This window comes from Xaviernesmea oryzae (genome assembly GCF_900109605.1).
GTDB classification, from domain to species: Bacteria; Pseudomonadota; Alphaproteobacteria; order Rhizobiales; family Rhizobiaceae; genus Xaviernesmea; species Xaviernesmea oryzae.
Genome location: NZ_FOAM01000020.1, coordinates 81,130 through 94,326, shown reverse-complemented (window position 1 = coordinate 94,326; position 13,197 = coordinate 81,130). Strand labels below are relative to the sequence as shown.

The following is a 13,197-nucleotide window of genomic DNA, read 5'->3' as shown; positions in this document are numbered from 1 at the left end:
GGTGCGCCCTGACGCCGGCGTCGCCTCCGCTTTGCCCGATCCTCCCGCCAGTGCGCGGGCCCGGTTCCAGTCTTTGCAAGGGAATATGATCGACGGATGACGAATTCCAAGAGGACGTTAGGAAATCGGCAAGGAAATGCCAGACAGGCTGAGGCGAGAGCTTGCACGGCTCGACACAGGCTTTGGAAAGAGGGCGCAATGAACGAAATCCTGGTGATCGGCACGCCGGAGCTGATGGCCGCCCGCCAGTCCTGGCTGATCGCGCTGATGAGCGAGCGGCGTCTTTCCGGCGAAACCGTTGACGCCTATGAGCGCGACACGCGGCAATTCCTGACTTTCCTGACCGGCCATGTCGGCGGCCCTGCCGGGCTCGACGACCTGCGCGAGCTGCAGCCGGCCGATTTTCGCGGCTTTTTGGCCACGCGCCGGCGCGAGGGGGTCGGCGCGCGCACGCTTGGGCGTGGGCTGGCCGGCATCCGCTCCTTCCTGCGCCATCTGGAGCGGCAGGGCCTGGTGAATGCGGCCGGTGCGCGGGCCGTGCGCGCGCCGCGCCAGCCGCGCTCCCTGCCCAAGCCGCTTTCGGCCGGCGAAGCGCTGGCCGTCGTCTCGCAGGAGGGCCAGCTTGCCGAGGAGCCCTGGATCGCCGCGCGCAATGCCGCGCTGCTCACGCTTCTTTACGGATGCGGCCTGCGCATTTCCGAAGCGCTGGGACTGACCGCCGATGATTTCGCCGGCGAGCCGACCGTGCTGCGCATCACAGGCAAGGGCGGCAAGACGAGGCTGGTGCCGCTTCTTCTGGCCGCACGCGAGGCCGTGGCTGCCTATCGGCGCCTCTGCCCCTATCAGCCGTCGGCGCCCGCCCCGATTTTTCGTGGCGCCAAGGGCGGCGCGCTCAATCCGGGTATCATCCAGCGAGAAATGCAGAAGCTTCGTGGCGCGCTCGGCCTGCCCGACAGCGCCACGCCGCATGCACTGCGCCACTCCTTCGCCACGCATCTTCTGGCGGGCGGCGGCGATCTGCGCTCGATTCAGGAATTGCTCGGCCATGCCAGTCTCTCCACGACCCAGGTCTACACCGGCGTGGACGCGGCTCGCCTTCTCGATGTCTATGACCGCGCCCATCCCCGCGCCTGATCGCGGCCGCACGCCTATGATAGCACGGCGATCTGAAGAGTGACTGAGCCGGAACCGCGATCGTTGCCGATGGCAGCGGCAAGGAGTTGAGAGCATGATCGGCAATCTGCCTGGCTGGCCACGCGACAGGAAGCGGGAGGGTCGGCGCGTCGTCGCCGCTGGCCTGACGGGCGCGATGACCGCGCCCGGCGATGCGTTGCTTTTATGGCTGGCGCGCCTCTTCGCGCTTGGCCCTTTGCTAGTCCTGCTGACCCTGGTCTTCGTTCTCGCCGTCGCCGGCAGGTCCCAGGCAGCCGACTGCGGCGGTCAGGATCTGATCGATCTCTGGCGGCGGACCGCGCCGGAGCGCTTGGCGCGGATCGAGGCGGAGGCAGCGGACGTGCCCAATGCGCAGGGCACTTTCTGGCGCGTGGAAAAGCCTGGTGTCGCTCCGTCTTATCTGCTCGGCACCATGCATGTCTCCGATCCGCGCGTGCTGGCCATGCCGAAAGGGGCCGCCGAAGCTTTCACCCGTGCCGGCACGGTCATCGTCGAATCCGACGAGATCGCCGATGATCGCAAGGCGGCCGCCTCGCTGATGTCCCGGCCCGACCTGACCATGCTGACCGATGGCAAGACCATCAACGATTATCTGGACGAAGATCAACGCGAAAAGCTGAAGACCGGCCTAGCGGCACGCGGCCTGTCGCTCGATCTCGTGGCGCGCATGCGGCCCTGGATGCTGGCAAGCTTCGTGGCGCTGCCGCCCTGCGAACTGCAGCGCAAAGCGGCGGGTGACACCTTTCTCGACAAGCAACTTGCCGATCGCGCGCTGAAGGAAGGCAAACATCTAAAGGGACTGGAGACTCTGGCCGAGCAGGTGGAGGCGATGAACAGCCTGCCGGTGGAGTTTCACCTTTCCGCCCTTTTGGAAACTCTTGCCATGGGCGATCAGGTGCAGGACGTGATGCGCACCACCACCGGTCTCTATCTTGCCGGATCGATAGGGATGATCCTACCGATGATGGAGGCCGCGGGCGCCGAGGGAGGGGGAGAAAAAGGCGTCAGCGCCGATTTCGAAAAGCGGATCATCCTCGACCGAAACCGCGTGATGGCGACCCGCGCCGCGCCCGCTCTCGACCAGGGCGGCGTCTTCATGGCCGTCGGTGCGCTGCATCTGCCCGGCGAAGCGGGCGTGATCGCACTGTTGCGAGAGAAGGGCTTTCGCATCAGCCCTGCCAATTAAGCCGGCGAGAGCAGGTTCGATCAAACCCGCCCGTGCCCCGAGCCTGCCGCCCGATAAGGACGTTTGCCCTGTGGCTGCAGACGCTGAAGGCTTGCGGGCACGATCAGCCTGTGGAAGGGGCCGACAGCTGCCAGATAGACCCGGCCCAAAGCATTATGCCGCCTCACCAGCGTGGTGACGGCGAGGAGAGAGCCTGTTTCGGCCTCGTCGCGTTCGACGACGATCCGGAAATCCAGATGTCGATCGTCAAAGCCGAGCACGCAGCGTTCGGGCCCGTCTTCGAGAATGGGAAAGCCGCCGGCCCCGGCCCCTGCCTGTAAGGCAACGCCGCGAAGACCCGCCAGCCGCACAAGCGCATTGCGCAGCCGCATCAAGGGTGTGGCCCATGGTGGCGGATTGGCCAGGATGCGATGGGCAGCCTCGCCCGCGCTCAGGCTGGCATCTTCCAGATGGATCTCGTAGCGATCGAACCAATCGGCGCCAGGCAGGGGGATCAGCCACAGTTTGAGCGGTCGGGACAGGAATCATGAAAGCGGTCCGGTTTCGGTGCCTTTACTCTTCACCGATCCGACCCCTGCCGAAAGAGGGCGAAATGCCGCGCCTTCAGCCCCGCGTCATGCGCGCCAGCACATTGCTCTTCCAGAGGAACTGATGCGCGAGCGCGCCAGCGACATGTGTCGCGATCAAAGCCCAGAGCAGCACCTTCATCGGCCCGCCATGGAGAAAGCCCGCTACCTCCACACCGAAATAATAGCGGGCTATCCCTGACAAGGGCATCGCGAAGAAGAGGATGTATAACAAGCTATGCGTTGCTTTGGCGGCTAGGCGCAAGATCGGTGGCTCATCCGCAGGCGGCTCAGGCGCGCCTTGAACGAGGCGCAAAACCAGGCGACAGAGCGCGAGAACGAGGATGGCGATGCCGACATAGGCATGGATATTGGCAGCGCCAACGTCGTCAGGCGTAGCCGGCTGGCCATGTCGCATCAGCCGGGCCCAGTGCTCCATGCCGTCGGAAAAGATCAGGTTAAAGAAGATCAACAACGCCATCAGCCAGTGCAGCGCGCGCTGGGGCAAGGAATAGATGGCTGGACGCATCGGGCGAACTCCTCGTTCGTTCAAGGCAGGAGAGGCGCCATAAAGAAGCACCCCGCCTGCGGGCGCAAGCGGGGCGGATGGCATCGAAAAACTTTCATGGAGGCGTCGACAGATGGCCGACAGCCGCCCGTCCGTCGCTTACATATGGATCGGCTTGAAGAAGGTGGCGAGCGCGGCTTCCTTCACGGCTTCCGACATGGTCGGATGGGCGTGGCAGGTGCGGCCGAGATCTTCCGACGAGCCGCCGAATTCCATCACGGTCGCGATCTCGTGGATCATTTCGCCAGCACCGAAGCCGATGATATGGCCGCCGAGAAGGCGGTCGGTCTCGGCATCGGCCAGGATCTTGACGAAGCCATCGGTGGCCAGCATGGCGCGGGCGCGGCCATTGGCGGAGAAGGGGAACTTGCCGACCTTGTAGGCGATGCCCTGGGCCTTGAGCTCTTCCTCGGTCTTGCCGACTGAGGCGACCTCCGGCTGAGTGTAGACCACGCCGGGAATGACGTCGTAGTTCACATGGCCACGCTGGCCGGCGAGGATCTCGGCCAGCGCCACGCCCTCATCCTCGGCCTTATGGGCCAGCATCGGGCCCTTGACCACGTCGCCGATGGCGAAGATGCCGGGCACATTGGTCTGGAAATGATTGTCGATCTCGATGCGACCGCGATTGTCCAGCGCCACGCCGGCCTCCTCCAAGCCGAGGCCGGCCGTGTAGGGCTTGCGGCCGGTGGCGACCAGAACGATATCGGCAGTGATCGTCTGGGCTTCCCCACCCTTGACCGGCTCGAAAGTCACGTTGGCGCCACTCTCGGTACGCGTCACGCCGGTGACCTTGGCGCCGAGATTGAAGGTCAGTCCCTGCTTGGCCAGCATGCGCTGGAACTGCTTGGACACTTCGCCATCCATGCCGCCGAGGATCGAATCGAGATATTCCACCACGGTCACCTTGGCGCCAAGGCGCGCCCAGACCGAGCCCAGCTCCAGCCCGATGACGCCACCGCCGACGACGACCATATGGCCGGGCACCTGCTTCAGCGCGATGCCGCCGGTGGAGGAGACGATGACCTCCTCATCGATATCGACCTGCACGCCGGGAATGCCGGCGACATCCGATCCCGTGGCGATCACGATCGCCTTGGCCTCAAGCTCCTGGGCCGAGCCGTCCTCTGCCGTGACCGAGACCTTGCCGGCGGAGACCACGCGGCCTGTGCCCTGGAAGGTGTCGATCTTGTTCTTCTTGAAGAGATAAGCCACGCCATCGACGTTCGACTTCACGGTCGCATCCTTGTGCGCCATCATCTTGTCGAGGTTCAACCGCGCTTCGCCGATCTCGATGCCGAGCCCGTCGAGATGATGGGCGGCATGGTACATTTCCGAGGCGTGCAGCAGCGCCTTGGACGGGATGCAGCCGACATTGAGGCAGGTACCGCCATAGGTCGCGCGCTTTTCGACGACCGCGACCTGGAGGCCGAGCTGGGCCGCCTTGACGGCGCAGACATAACCGCCGGGGCCCGTGCCGATCACGATGATATCGTAAGCCATTGCTGAAACTTTCCTTGCTGGGGCGGCTATCTGCCGCCGCTGACGTTCATGATGGCGCCCGTGACATAGGAGGCTTGGGGTGAAAGCAGGTACAGTACCGCTTCGGCCACTTCCTCCGCCGTTCCGGCGCGTTGCATCGGCACGGTCGGTGCCAGATCCCGTGCACGCTCCGGCAGACCGCCAGAGGCATGGATGTCTGTATCGATGATCCCCGGGCGAATGGCGTTGACGCGGATGCCCTCGGCGGCGACTTCGCGCGCAAGGCCGATGGTAAAGGTGTCGACGGCACCCTTGGCGGCGGCATAGTCGACATATTGCCCGCCGCTGCCGAGTACTGCGGCCATGGAGGAGATATTGACGATGACGCCACCGCGTCCGCCATGGCGCGTCGACATGCGCTTGACGGCCTCGGAGGCACAGCGGATCTTGCCGATAACATTGATGGCGAACATCCGCTCCAACCGGTCACGGGACATTTCGTCCACCCGCGCCGTCCTGTCGACCACGCCGGCATTGTTGACGAGGCCGTCCAACCGGCTGAAGCGTCCGTCTACCGCTGAAAAGATCGCGGCAATGCCCTCTTCCGTGCCGGTATCGCCTTGGACCGCTAAGGCCTTGCCGCCTGCATCGGAAATGGCCGTCACAAGAGCTTCGGCTGCTGCCGCATTCGACAGGTAATTGACCAGGACCTGCCAGCCGCGTTCGGCTGCGCCGCGGGCAATGGCAGCGCCGATGCCGCGGCTGGCGCCGGTGACCAACAGAACAGGACGGTCATCTGCCATGGGATCTCTCCTCAACGCCAAGCATCGCCATTGCTGGCATCAGCTCGCCTTTTCCATGGCCAGCTTCACGCCGAGCGCGATGAAGACGGCGCCGCTGGCGCGGTCGATCCAATGGCTGATGCCGGTGAAGGCGGCGCGCATGCGCGGTGTCGTCATGAACAGGCTGACACCGACGAACCAAGTGACCAGCGCCGTGGCCATGACCAGGCCATAGACGAACTTCACCTCGATGGGCGTGTGGGCGCTGACCACGGTGGAGAAGATCGACAGGAAGAAGAAGACCGGCTTCGGGTTCAGCGCATTGGCGGCGAAACCGAGCAGAAAGGCCTTGGCGGGTGACTGGCGGCGCGGGAGCCTACCGGCATCGGGTGCCTCGCCCGAAGCCTCCAGTGGCGTTTCCGCCTTTTTCGCCTTCAGCGCTTTAACGCCGATATAGACGAGATAGGCGACGCCGCACCATTTGATGATGTTGAACAGGGTGATCGACTGGGAAATGATCAGGCCAAGACCCAGGATCGTATAGGTGACGTGAAACATCAGCGATGTGCCGATGCCGAAGCTGGTGATGATCGCCTGCCGGCGGCCATGGGCGATCGACTGGCGCATGACCATGGCAAGATCGGCGCCGGGCGAGACGATGGCGAAGGAAAAGACCGCCATCAGCGAGGCGAGTTCGAAAAGATAGGGTGTCATCGTCCTTGGTCCTTAGCGTTGTCGGATCAGAAGATCAGATGGAAGGCCATGATGACAAGGCCTGCTACGGAGCCAAGCCAAACCAAGGACCGGATGTAGGGAATGCCGAAGAGGTAGAGCGGCACGTAGACGATGCGGCAGAGAAACCAGACCAAGCCGCCATAAAAGCCCCAATCCGTCGGATCGCCCGTGAACATCTGCACCAGCGCCAGCGCGATGAAGGCCGGATAGGTCTCGCGGAAATTCAAGGAGGCGCGCTCGGCGCGGCCGGCGAACTTGCCCTTCGGCTTCTTTTCGTCGTCACGCGGGCCGGCATTCCAGGTCGATCCCAGTTCCCGCGTTGCGATCACGCTCTGAAGGCCGATATGGATAAAGAGCAGCACCACGCTCCAGGCGATCAGCGCGGGAAAGGGCGAGGCATCGAACATCATCGGATCCATGGCGCACTCTCTTTCCAGGCGCGACATGGGCCTGGCGGGACAAGGCGAAAGGCTTTGCGGACGGTCGCCCGCAAAGCCGGAAACATGGCATCGTGCCTCTCATGAAACACGGTGCCGTCGCACGTTCAGTCTGCTGCGTTCGTCCTTGATCGATCGCGATCGAAAGCACGATGCAGAGGTGCAGGTCGGGGCGCTGGCCCCGGCCTGCCTAAGGCTCGTCGATCAGAGATCGAGAACCAGGCGTTCCGGATCTTCCAGGCTTTCCTTGACGCGCACCAGGAAGGTGACGGCTTCCTTGCCGTCGACGATCCGGTGATCGTAGGAGAGTGCCAGATACATCATCGGGCGGATGACGATCTGGCCGCCGACGACCACGGGGCGCTCTTGGATCTTGTGCATGCCGAGAATGCCGGACTGCGGGGCGTTGAGGATCGGCGAGGACATCAGCGAACCATAGACACCGCCATTGGTGATGGTGAAGGTGCCGCCCTGCATTTCCGCCATGGAGAGCGAGCCATCGCGCGCAGCCTTGGCGAGACGGCCGAGTTCCTTCTCGACGCCGGCGATCGACAGCTGGTCGGCATCGCGGATGACAGGCACGACCAGGCCCTTGTCGGTGCCGACGGCCATGCCGACATGGCAGAAGTTCTTGTAGATGATGTCGGTGCCGTCGATCTCGGCGTTGACAGCCGGCAGTTCCTTCAGCGCATGCGTGACAGCCTTGGTGAAGAAGCCCATGAAGCCGAGCTTTACGCCGTGCTTCTTCTCGAACACGTCCTTGTACCGGTTGCGCAGGTCCATCACGGCTTTCATGTCCACCTCGTTATAGGTGGTCAGCATGGCGGCGGTGTTCTGGGCATCCTTCAGCCGCTTGGCGATGGTCTGGCGCAGGCGCGTCATCTTCACACGCTCTTCGCGCGGCGCATCCTCGGCGGCCGACGGGCCACGGGTGGAGGCCTTCGGCGCTTCGGCAGCGGCCGGTGCGGCCTGACCGATGGTCTTGACGGCGGCGAGAACGTCACCCTTCAGCACCTGGCCGCGCTTGCCCGAGCCATCGACATCGGAGGCGGAGATGTTGTTTTCAGCCAGAAGCTTGGCGGCAGCCGGGGCCGGCGGCATGGACGAAGCCGCCGGGGCGGAGGCTGCCGGGGCAGCTGCGGCGGCAGGAGCCGGAGCAGCCGCAGGGGCTGGAGCGGCAGCCGGAGCAGCGGCTGCGGCAGGGGCCGAGGCGGCAGCGCCAGCGGCGATCTGGCCGAGCAGCGCGCCAAGGCCGACGGTCTCGCCGGCCTGCGCCACGATTTCCGACAGCGTGCCGGAGGCCGGCGCCGGGACTTCGACGGTCACCTTGTCGGTTTCGAGTTCGAGCAGCGGCTCATCGGCCTTGATGATGTCGCCGACCTTCTTGAACCAGGTGCCGACCGTCGCTTCGCTGACGGATTCCCCAAGGGTTGGAACGCGGATTTCTGTGGCCATGATCTGAAGTCCTGATGTTGTTCGTGTCTTGCGTTTCGATTGGCGCCGGTCAGGCGCCATGTCTCAGGATGAGCAATGAGATGCCGGACAAGCCGGCCCGCCGCCCGTTACCCCTCCGCCCCGCCCCTCTGCCAAAAGGGCAGATGCGGGCGAAAGCGGCGGATCGACGGGCGGCCTGAGCCGGGCTCAAGGCGATCGGCATCAGCCGCCGAGCGCGTCTTCCAGGAAGGCGGCGAGCTGTGCCAAGTGCTTCGACATCAGGCCCGTGGCCGGAGAGGCGGCAGCCGGACGGCCGGTATAGCGCACGCGCTGATACTTGGCGTCGATATGGGCCAGCACCCATTCCAGATAGGGGTCGATGAAGGCCCAGGCACCCATGTTCTTGGGCTCTTCCTGGCACCAGACCATTTCGGCATTGCGGAAGCGCGAGAGCTCGTTGATCAGCGCCTTGGCCGGGAACGGATAGAGCTGCTCCAGGCGCAGGAGGTAGATGTCGTCGATGCCGCGCTTTTCGCGCTCTTCCAGAAGGTCGTAATAGACCTTGCCCGTGCACATGACCACGCGGCGGATCTTGTTGTCCTTCTGCAGCTTGACCGGGCCGTCCTTGATCACCTCGGCATCGTCCCACAGCAGGCGGTGGAACGAGCTGTCGCCCGCCATTTCCGACAGCGAGGAGACAGCGCGCTTGTGGCGAAGGAGCGACTTCGGCGTCATCAGGATCAGCGGCTTGCGGAAGTCGCGCTTGATCTGCCGGCGCAGCACGTGGAAATAGTTAGCCGGCGTCGTGCAGTTGGCCACCTGCATGTTGTCTTCCGCGCAGAGCTGGAGATAGCGCTCCAGGCGGGCGGAGGAATGTTCCGGTCCCTGGCCTTCATAGCCATGCGGCAGAAGGCAGACGAGGCCGGACATGCGCAGCCACTTGCGTTCGCCCGACGAGATGAACTGGTCGAACACGACCTGGGCCCCGTTGGCGAAGTCGCCGAATTGGGCTTCCCAGAGCGTCAGCGCGCCGGGGCGCGAGAGCGAATAGCCATATTCGAAGCCGAGCACGGCCTCTTCCGAGAGCATCGAATTGATGACCTCGTAGCGGCCCTGGTTTGGCGCCAGATTGGCGAGCGGGATGTAGCGCTCCTCGGTTTCCTGATCGTAAAGGACCGAATGGCGCTGGGAGAAGGTGCCGCGCTCGCAATCCTGGCCGGAGAGGCGGATCTTGGTGCCTTCGACACAGAGCGTGCCGAAGGCGAAGGCTTCCGCCATCGCCCAATCGATGCCTTCGCCGGTTTCGACCATCTGCGCGCGGTTGTCCATGAAGCGCTGGATCGTGCGGTGTACGTTGAAGCCTGCGGGAACCTCGGACAGCTTGCGGCCGATTTCCTTCAGCGTCTTCATCGGCACGCCGGTCTTGCCGCGGCGCTGCTCGTCGGCATTGTCGGCCGTGCGCAGGCCCGACCAGACGCCATCCAGCCAGTCGGCCTTGTTCGGCTTGTAGGACTGACCGGCCTCAAATTCCTGTTCGAGATGGGCGCGCCAGTCGGCCTTCATCTTTTCCAGTTCGCCTTCGGTGATCAGGCCTTCGGCGATCAGGCGTTCTGCATAGATCTGCACGACCGGCTTATGGCCGCGAATGACCTTGTACATCTTCGGCTGGGTGAAGCTCGGTTCGTCGCCTTCGTTATGGCCGTAGCGACGATAGCAGAACATGTCGACCACAACGGGCTTGTGGAACTTCATGCGGAATTCGGTGGCGATCTTGGCGGCATAGGTGACCGCTTCGGGATCGTCGCCGTTGACGTGGAAGATCGGCGCCTCGATCATCTTCGCCACGTCGGACGGATAGGGCGAGGAACGCGAGAAGGCCGGATTGGTGGTGAAACCGATCTGGTTGTTGATGATGAAATGCAGCGTGCCGCCGACGCGGTGGCCGCGCAGGCCCGACAGGCCGAGGATTTCAGCGGTCACACCCTGGCCGGCAAAGGCAGCATCGCCGTGCAGCAAGAGCGGCAGAACCTTGGCGCGCTCCTTCAGCGGGATCACGTCGCCATCCCAGGAGGTGGCGATCTGGTCCTGCTTGGCGCGGGCCTTGCCCATGACCACGGGATTGACGATTTCCAGATGCGACGGATTGGCCGTCAGCGACAGGTGCACGCGGTTGCCGTCGAACTCGCGGTCGGACGAGGCGCCCAGGTGATACTTGACGTCGCCGGAGCCTTCGACGTCGTCAGGCGCGTAGGAGCCACCCTTGAACTCGTGGAACACGGCGCGGTGCGGCTTGCCCATGACGTTGGTGAGCACGTTCAGGCGGCCGCGATGGGCCATGCCGAGAACGATTTCTTTCAGGCCTTCCTGGCCGCCGCGCTTGATGATCTGTTCCAGCGCCGGGATCAGCGATTCGCCGCCGTCGAGGCCGAAGCGCTTGGTGCCCTTGTACTTGACGTCAATGAACTGCTCGAAGCCTTCCGACTCGATCAGCTTCTGCAGGATGGCCTTCTTGCCTTCGGGCGTGAAGTCGACGCCTTTATCCGGGCCTTCGATGCGCTCCTGGATCCAGCCTTTGATTTCGGGATCGGAGATATGCATGAATTCGACGCCGAGCGTCGAGCAATAGGTACGCTCTAGGATCTCGACGATCTCGCGCATGGTGGCGTATTCCAGCCCCAGCATGTTGTCGATGAAGATCTTGCGGTCGAGGTCCTTCTCCTCGAAGCCGTAGCTCTTCGGCGACAGTTCGTTATAGTCCTCGACCGGGGCGGCAAGGCCCAGCGGGTCCAGCTTGGCGTGCAGATGGCCACGGGCACGGTAGGCACGGATCAGCATGATGGCGCGCACGGAATCGCGCGTCGACTGGTGAACGTCGACCGGATTGACCGGCTCGCCCGATGCGGCGGCCTTTTCCTCGGCCTTGGCCTTCACCTTCTTTTCGATGACCTTCTCGACCACGCCCCAGTTGCCGTCGAGTGCCGAAACCAGTTCGCCGCCTTCCGGAATCGGCCAGTGCGGCTTCTTCCAGGACGCGCCCTTGGCTGCGCGCACCACGTCGTCGGGATTGTCGGCCAGCGCCTTGAAGAAGGACTGCCATTCGGCCGAAACGGAAGCGGGGTCGGTCTCGTAGCGCGCGTAAAGCTGTTCGATATAGCCCGCATTCGCGCCGTCGAGAAACGAGGTGAGCTGGAATTGCTCGTTGGCTTCTTGCCTTGCCATGATGTGATCCGCGGACCTGTCCGTCCGCCTCCTCGCGTGTGGGGTCGTCGGCCGAACCGGCCGTCGCGGCGCTGCGCCCGTTCATCGAGGAGCGTTGCGCCTGTTCTTCCTGTGGGGATGCTGAAATGTCAGCATGCACCTACAGATGGGTCAGGGCAGGCCGGACCCCAAGGCCCGGCCTGCCGGTTTTGGGGGCTTCAGCCCTTGAGAACTTCGACCAGCGTCTTGCCGAGGCGGGCCGGGGAGGGGGAGACCTTGATGCCGGCTGCTTCCATGGCGGCGATCTTGGATTCCGCATCGCCCTTGCCACCGGAAACCACGGCACCGGCATGGCCCATGGTGCGGCCCTTCGGCGCGGTGCGCCCGGCGATGAAGCCGGCCATCGGCTTCTTGCGGCCCTTCTTGGCTTCGTCGATCAGGAACTGGGCGGCATCCTCTTCCGCCGAGCCGCCGATTTCACCGATCATGATGATCGAAGTCGTGGCGTCGTCGGCCAGGAACATCTCAAGCACATCGATGAATTCGGTGCCCTTGACCGGGTCGCCGCCGATGCCCACAGCCGTGGTCTGGCCGAGGCCTTCGTTCGAGGTCTGGAACACGGCTTCATAGGTCAGCGTGCCCGAGCGCGAGACGATGCCGACCGAGCCCTTGCGGAAGATGGAGCCCGGCATGATGCCGATCTTGCATTCTTCCGGCGTCAGGATGCCCGGGCAGTTAGGCCCCAGCAGGCGCGACTTGGACTTGTCGAGCTTGGCCTTGACCCGCACCATGTCCATGACCGGGATGCCCTCGGTGATGCAGGTGATGAACGGGATCTCGGCTTCGATCGCTTCGATGATCGCATCCGCGGCGCCCGCCGGCGGAACATAGATCACGGACGCGTTCGCGCCGGTCTTTTCCTTACCTTCGGCGACGGAAGCAAAGATCGGCAGGGTTTCGCCCTTGGACCCGGTCCAGTTGCTGCCGCCCTTGGCCGGATGGATGCCGCCGACCATCTGCGTGCCGTAATAGGCCAGCGCCTGCTCGGTGTGGAAGGTACCGGTCTTGCCGGTCAGGCCCTGAACGAGGACCTTTGTGTCTTTGTTGACGATAATCGACATGCGAGGCCTTCTTCTTAAGAATTGCTTTTCGAAACGGAGGTGCTGCGGCGATAGGATCCGCTGACAACCTCCTGCCAATCAGAGCCGCCGGCAGGAAGGAACGAAACGCTCATCCGGTAGCTGTCTTCGTTTTCGAAGTGAAACACGGTGCGCTGCGTTCCGCGCGGCGAGCTGCGTTCGAAAACGAGGTCATCGCCTTCCCACACACCGCTGGCCGGCGTCGGCGGCGCAAAGCCGAAAGTATCGAACTGATAGAGCTTGTAGCGTTGATCCGTCGCATCGAAACCGAACACGTTCCGGGATTCGAAGGCGACGGACTGGTCGCGAACCTGTCGGTACCGCTGTTCGACGAACACGCCGCCGAACAGGGGTTCCGCCGCGACATCGCTTTCAGCCGCACCGGCCGCCGTCCAGGCAGAGGCCGCAACCTGCTCGTCGCCGACCCACGCCCCCACAAGGGCGCCGAGACGAAGATGATGTTGCGAAAGCTGCGAGGAAGCGTTGGCCATGACAGT

The 13,197-nt window shown here is 63.9% G+C and carries 12 protein-coding genes; 2 read left to right on the top strand and 10 right to left on the bottom strand.

Annotated features, from left to right (window positions below):
- Positions 1-198: 198 nt before the first annotated feature.
- Both BMX61_RS20810 and BMX61_RS20805 read left to right on the top strand, forming a co-directional pair.
- A complete protein-coding gene (locus tag BMX61_RS20810; RefSeq protein ID WP_075628088.1) occupies positions 199-1,134 on the top strand; it encodes a tyrosine recombinase XerC in 936 nt (311 codons plus the stop codon).
- 175 nt (positions 1,135-1,309) lie between these two features.
- Complete coding sequence (locus BMX61_RS20805; protein ID WP_075628164.1) at positions 1,310-2,359, top strand: TraB/GumN family protein; 1,050 nt, start codon at positions 1,310-1,312, stop codon at positions 2,357-2,359.
- A gap of 20 nt (positions 2,360-2,379) precedes the next feature.
- Here the strand turns inward: BMX61_RS20805 and BMX61_RS20800 are convergent, their stop codons facing one another.
- From BMX61_RS20800 to BMX61_RS20755, 10 genes are all read right to left on the bottom strand, one after another.
- Positions 2,380-2,793: a DUF2867 domain-containing protein gene (locus BMX61_RS20800; RefSeq protein ID WP_234794774.1), complete on the bottom strand. Its 414-nt coding sequence runs from the start codon at positions 2,791-2,793 to the stop codon at positions 2,380-2,382.
- A gap of 169 nt (positions 2,794-2,962) precedes the next feature.
- Positions 2,963-3,454 carry a cytochrome b gene (locus BMX61_RS20795; protein ID WP_075628090.1) on the bottom strand — a complete coding sequence of 164 codons (492 nt, stop codon included), beginning with the start codon at positions 3,452-3,454 and terminating at the stop codon, positions 2,963-2,965.
- 138 nt (positions 3,455-3,592) lie between these two features.
- Positions 3,593-4,996 carry a dihydrolipoyl dehydrogenase gene (gene lpdA, locus BMX61_RS20790; RefSeq protein ID WP_075628091.1) on the bottom strand — a complete coding sequence of 468 codons (1,404 nt, stop codon included), beginning with the start codon at positions 4,994-4,996 and terminating at the stop codon, positions 3,593-3,595.
- Positions 4,997-5,022: 26 nt separating this feature from the next.
- Entirely contained in the window at positions 5,023-5,778 is a 756-nt protein-coding gene (locus BMX61_RS20785) for an SDR family oxidoreductase (RefSeq protein ID WP_075628092.1), read from the bottom strand.
- 39 nt (positions 5,779-5,817) lie between these two features.
- Positions 5,818-6,471 carry a LysE family transporter gene (locus BMX61_RS20780; protein ID WP_075628093.1) on the bottom strand — a complete coding sequence of 218 codons (654 nt, stop codon included), beginning with the start codon at positions 6,469-6,471 and terminating at the stop codon, positions 5,818-5,820.
- Positions 6,472-6,497: 26 nt separating this feature from the next.
- The gene (locus BMX61_RS20775; RefSeq protein WP_075628094.1) at positions 6,498-6,911 is read right to left on the bottom strand and encodes an MAPEG family protein; all 414 of its coding nucleotides are present in this window, start codon (positions 6,909-6,911) and stop codon (positions 6,498-6,500) included.
- A 222-nt stretch (positions 6,912-7,133) separates the two neighbouring features.
- Positions 7,134-8,384 (bottom strand): 2-oxoglutarate dehydrogenase complex dihydrolipoyllysine-residue succinyltransferase, encoded by a 1,251-nt coding sequence (odhB, locus tag BMX61_RS20770; protein ID WP_075628095.1) that lies wholly within the window; start codon positions 8,382-8,384, stop codon positions 7,134-7,136.
- 201 nt (positions 8,385-8,585) lie between these two features.
- A complete protein-coding gene (locus BMX61_RS20765; protein WP_075628096.1) occupies positions 8,586-11,582 on the bottom strand; it encodes a 2-oxoglutarate dehydrogenase E1 component in 2,997 nt (998 codons plus the stop codon).
- Positions 11,583-11,779: 197 nt separating this feature from the next.
- Entirely contained in the window at positions 11,780-12,682 is a 903-nt protein-coding gene (gene sucD / locus BMX61_RS20760) for a succinate--CoA ligase subunit alpha (RefSeq protein ID WP_075628097.1), read from the bottom strand.
- 14 nt (positions 12,683-12,696) lie between these two features.
- Positions 12,697-13,191, bottom strand: coding sequence for a DUF1579 family protein (locus BMX61_RS20755; RefSeq protein ID WP_075628098.1), 495 nt, complete (start codon positions 13,189-13,191; stop codon positions 12,697-12,699).
- Positions 13,192-13,197 lie beyond the last annotated feature (6 nt).

Bases quoted from the DNA above. Each gene is read 5' to 3' on its own strand.
- BMX61_RS20810 (WP_075628088.1), top strand. From the start codon at position 199: ATGAACGAAATCCTGGTGATCGGCACGCCGGAGCTGATGGCCGCCCGC.
- BMX61_RS20805 (WP_075628164.1), top strand. From the start codon at position 1,310: ATGACCGCGCCCGGCGATGCGTTGCTTTTATGGCTGGCGCGCCTCTTC.
- BMX61_RS20795 (WP_075628090.1), bottom strand. From the start codon at position 3,454: ATGCGTCCAGCCATCTATTCCTTGCCCCAGCGCGCGCTGCACTGGCTG.
- lpdA (WP_075628091.1), bottom strand. From the start codon at position 4,996: ATGGCTTACGATATCATCGTGATCGGCACGGGCCCCGGCGGTTATGTC.
- BMX61_RS20785 (WP_075628092.1), bottom strand. From the start codon at position 5,778: ATGGCAGATGACCGTCCTGTTCTGTTGGTCACCGGCGCCAGCCGCGGC.
- BMX61_RS20780 (WP_075628093.1), bottom strand. From the start codon at position 6,471: ATGACACCCTATCTTTTCGAACTCGCCTCGCTGATGGCGGTCTTTTCC.
- BMX61_RS20775 (WP_075628094.1), bottom strand. From the start codon at position 6,911: ATGGATCCGATGATGTTCGATGCCTCGCCCTTTCCCGCGCTGATCGCC.
- odhB (WP_075628095.1), bottom strand. From the start codon at position 8,384: ATGGCCACAGAAATCCGCGTTCCAACCCTTGGGGAATCCGTCAGCGAA.
- BMX61_RS20765 (WP_075628096.1), bottom strand. From the start codon at position 11,582: ATGGCAAGGCAAGAAGCCAACGAGCAATTCCAGCTCACCTCGTTTCTC.
- sucD (WP_075628097.1), bottom strand. From the start codon at position 12,682: ATGTCGATTATCGTCAACAAAGACACAAAGGTCCTCGTTCAGGGCCTG.
- BMX61_RS20755 (WP_075628098.1), bottom strand. From the start codon at position 13,191: ATGGCCAACGCTTCCTCGCAGCTTTCGCAACATCATCTTCGTCTCGGC.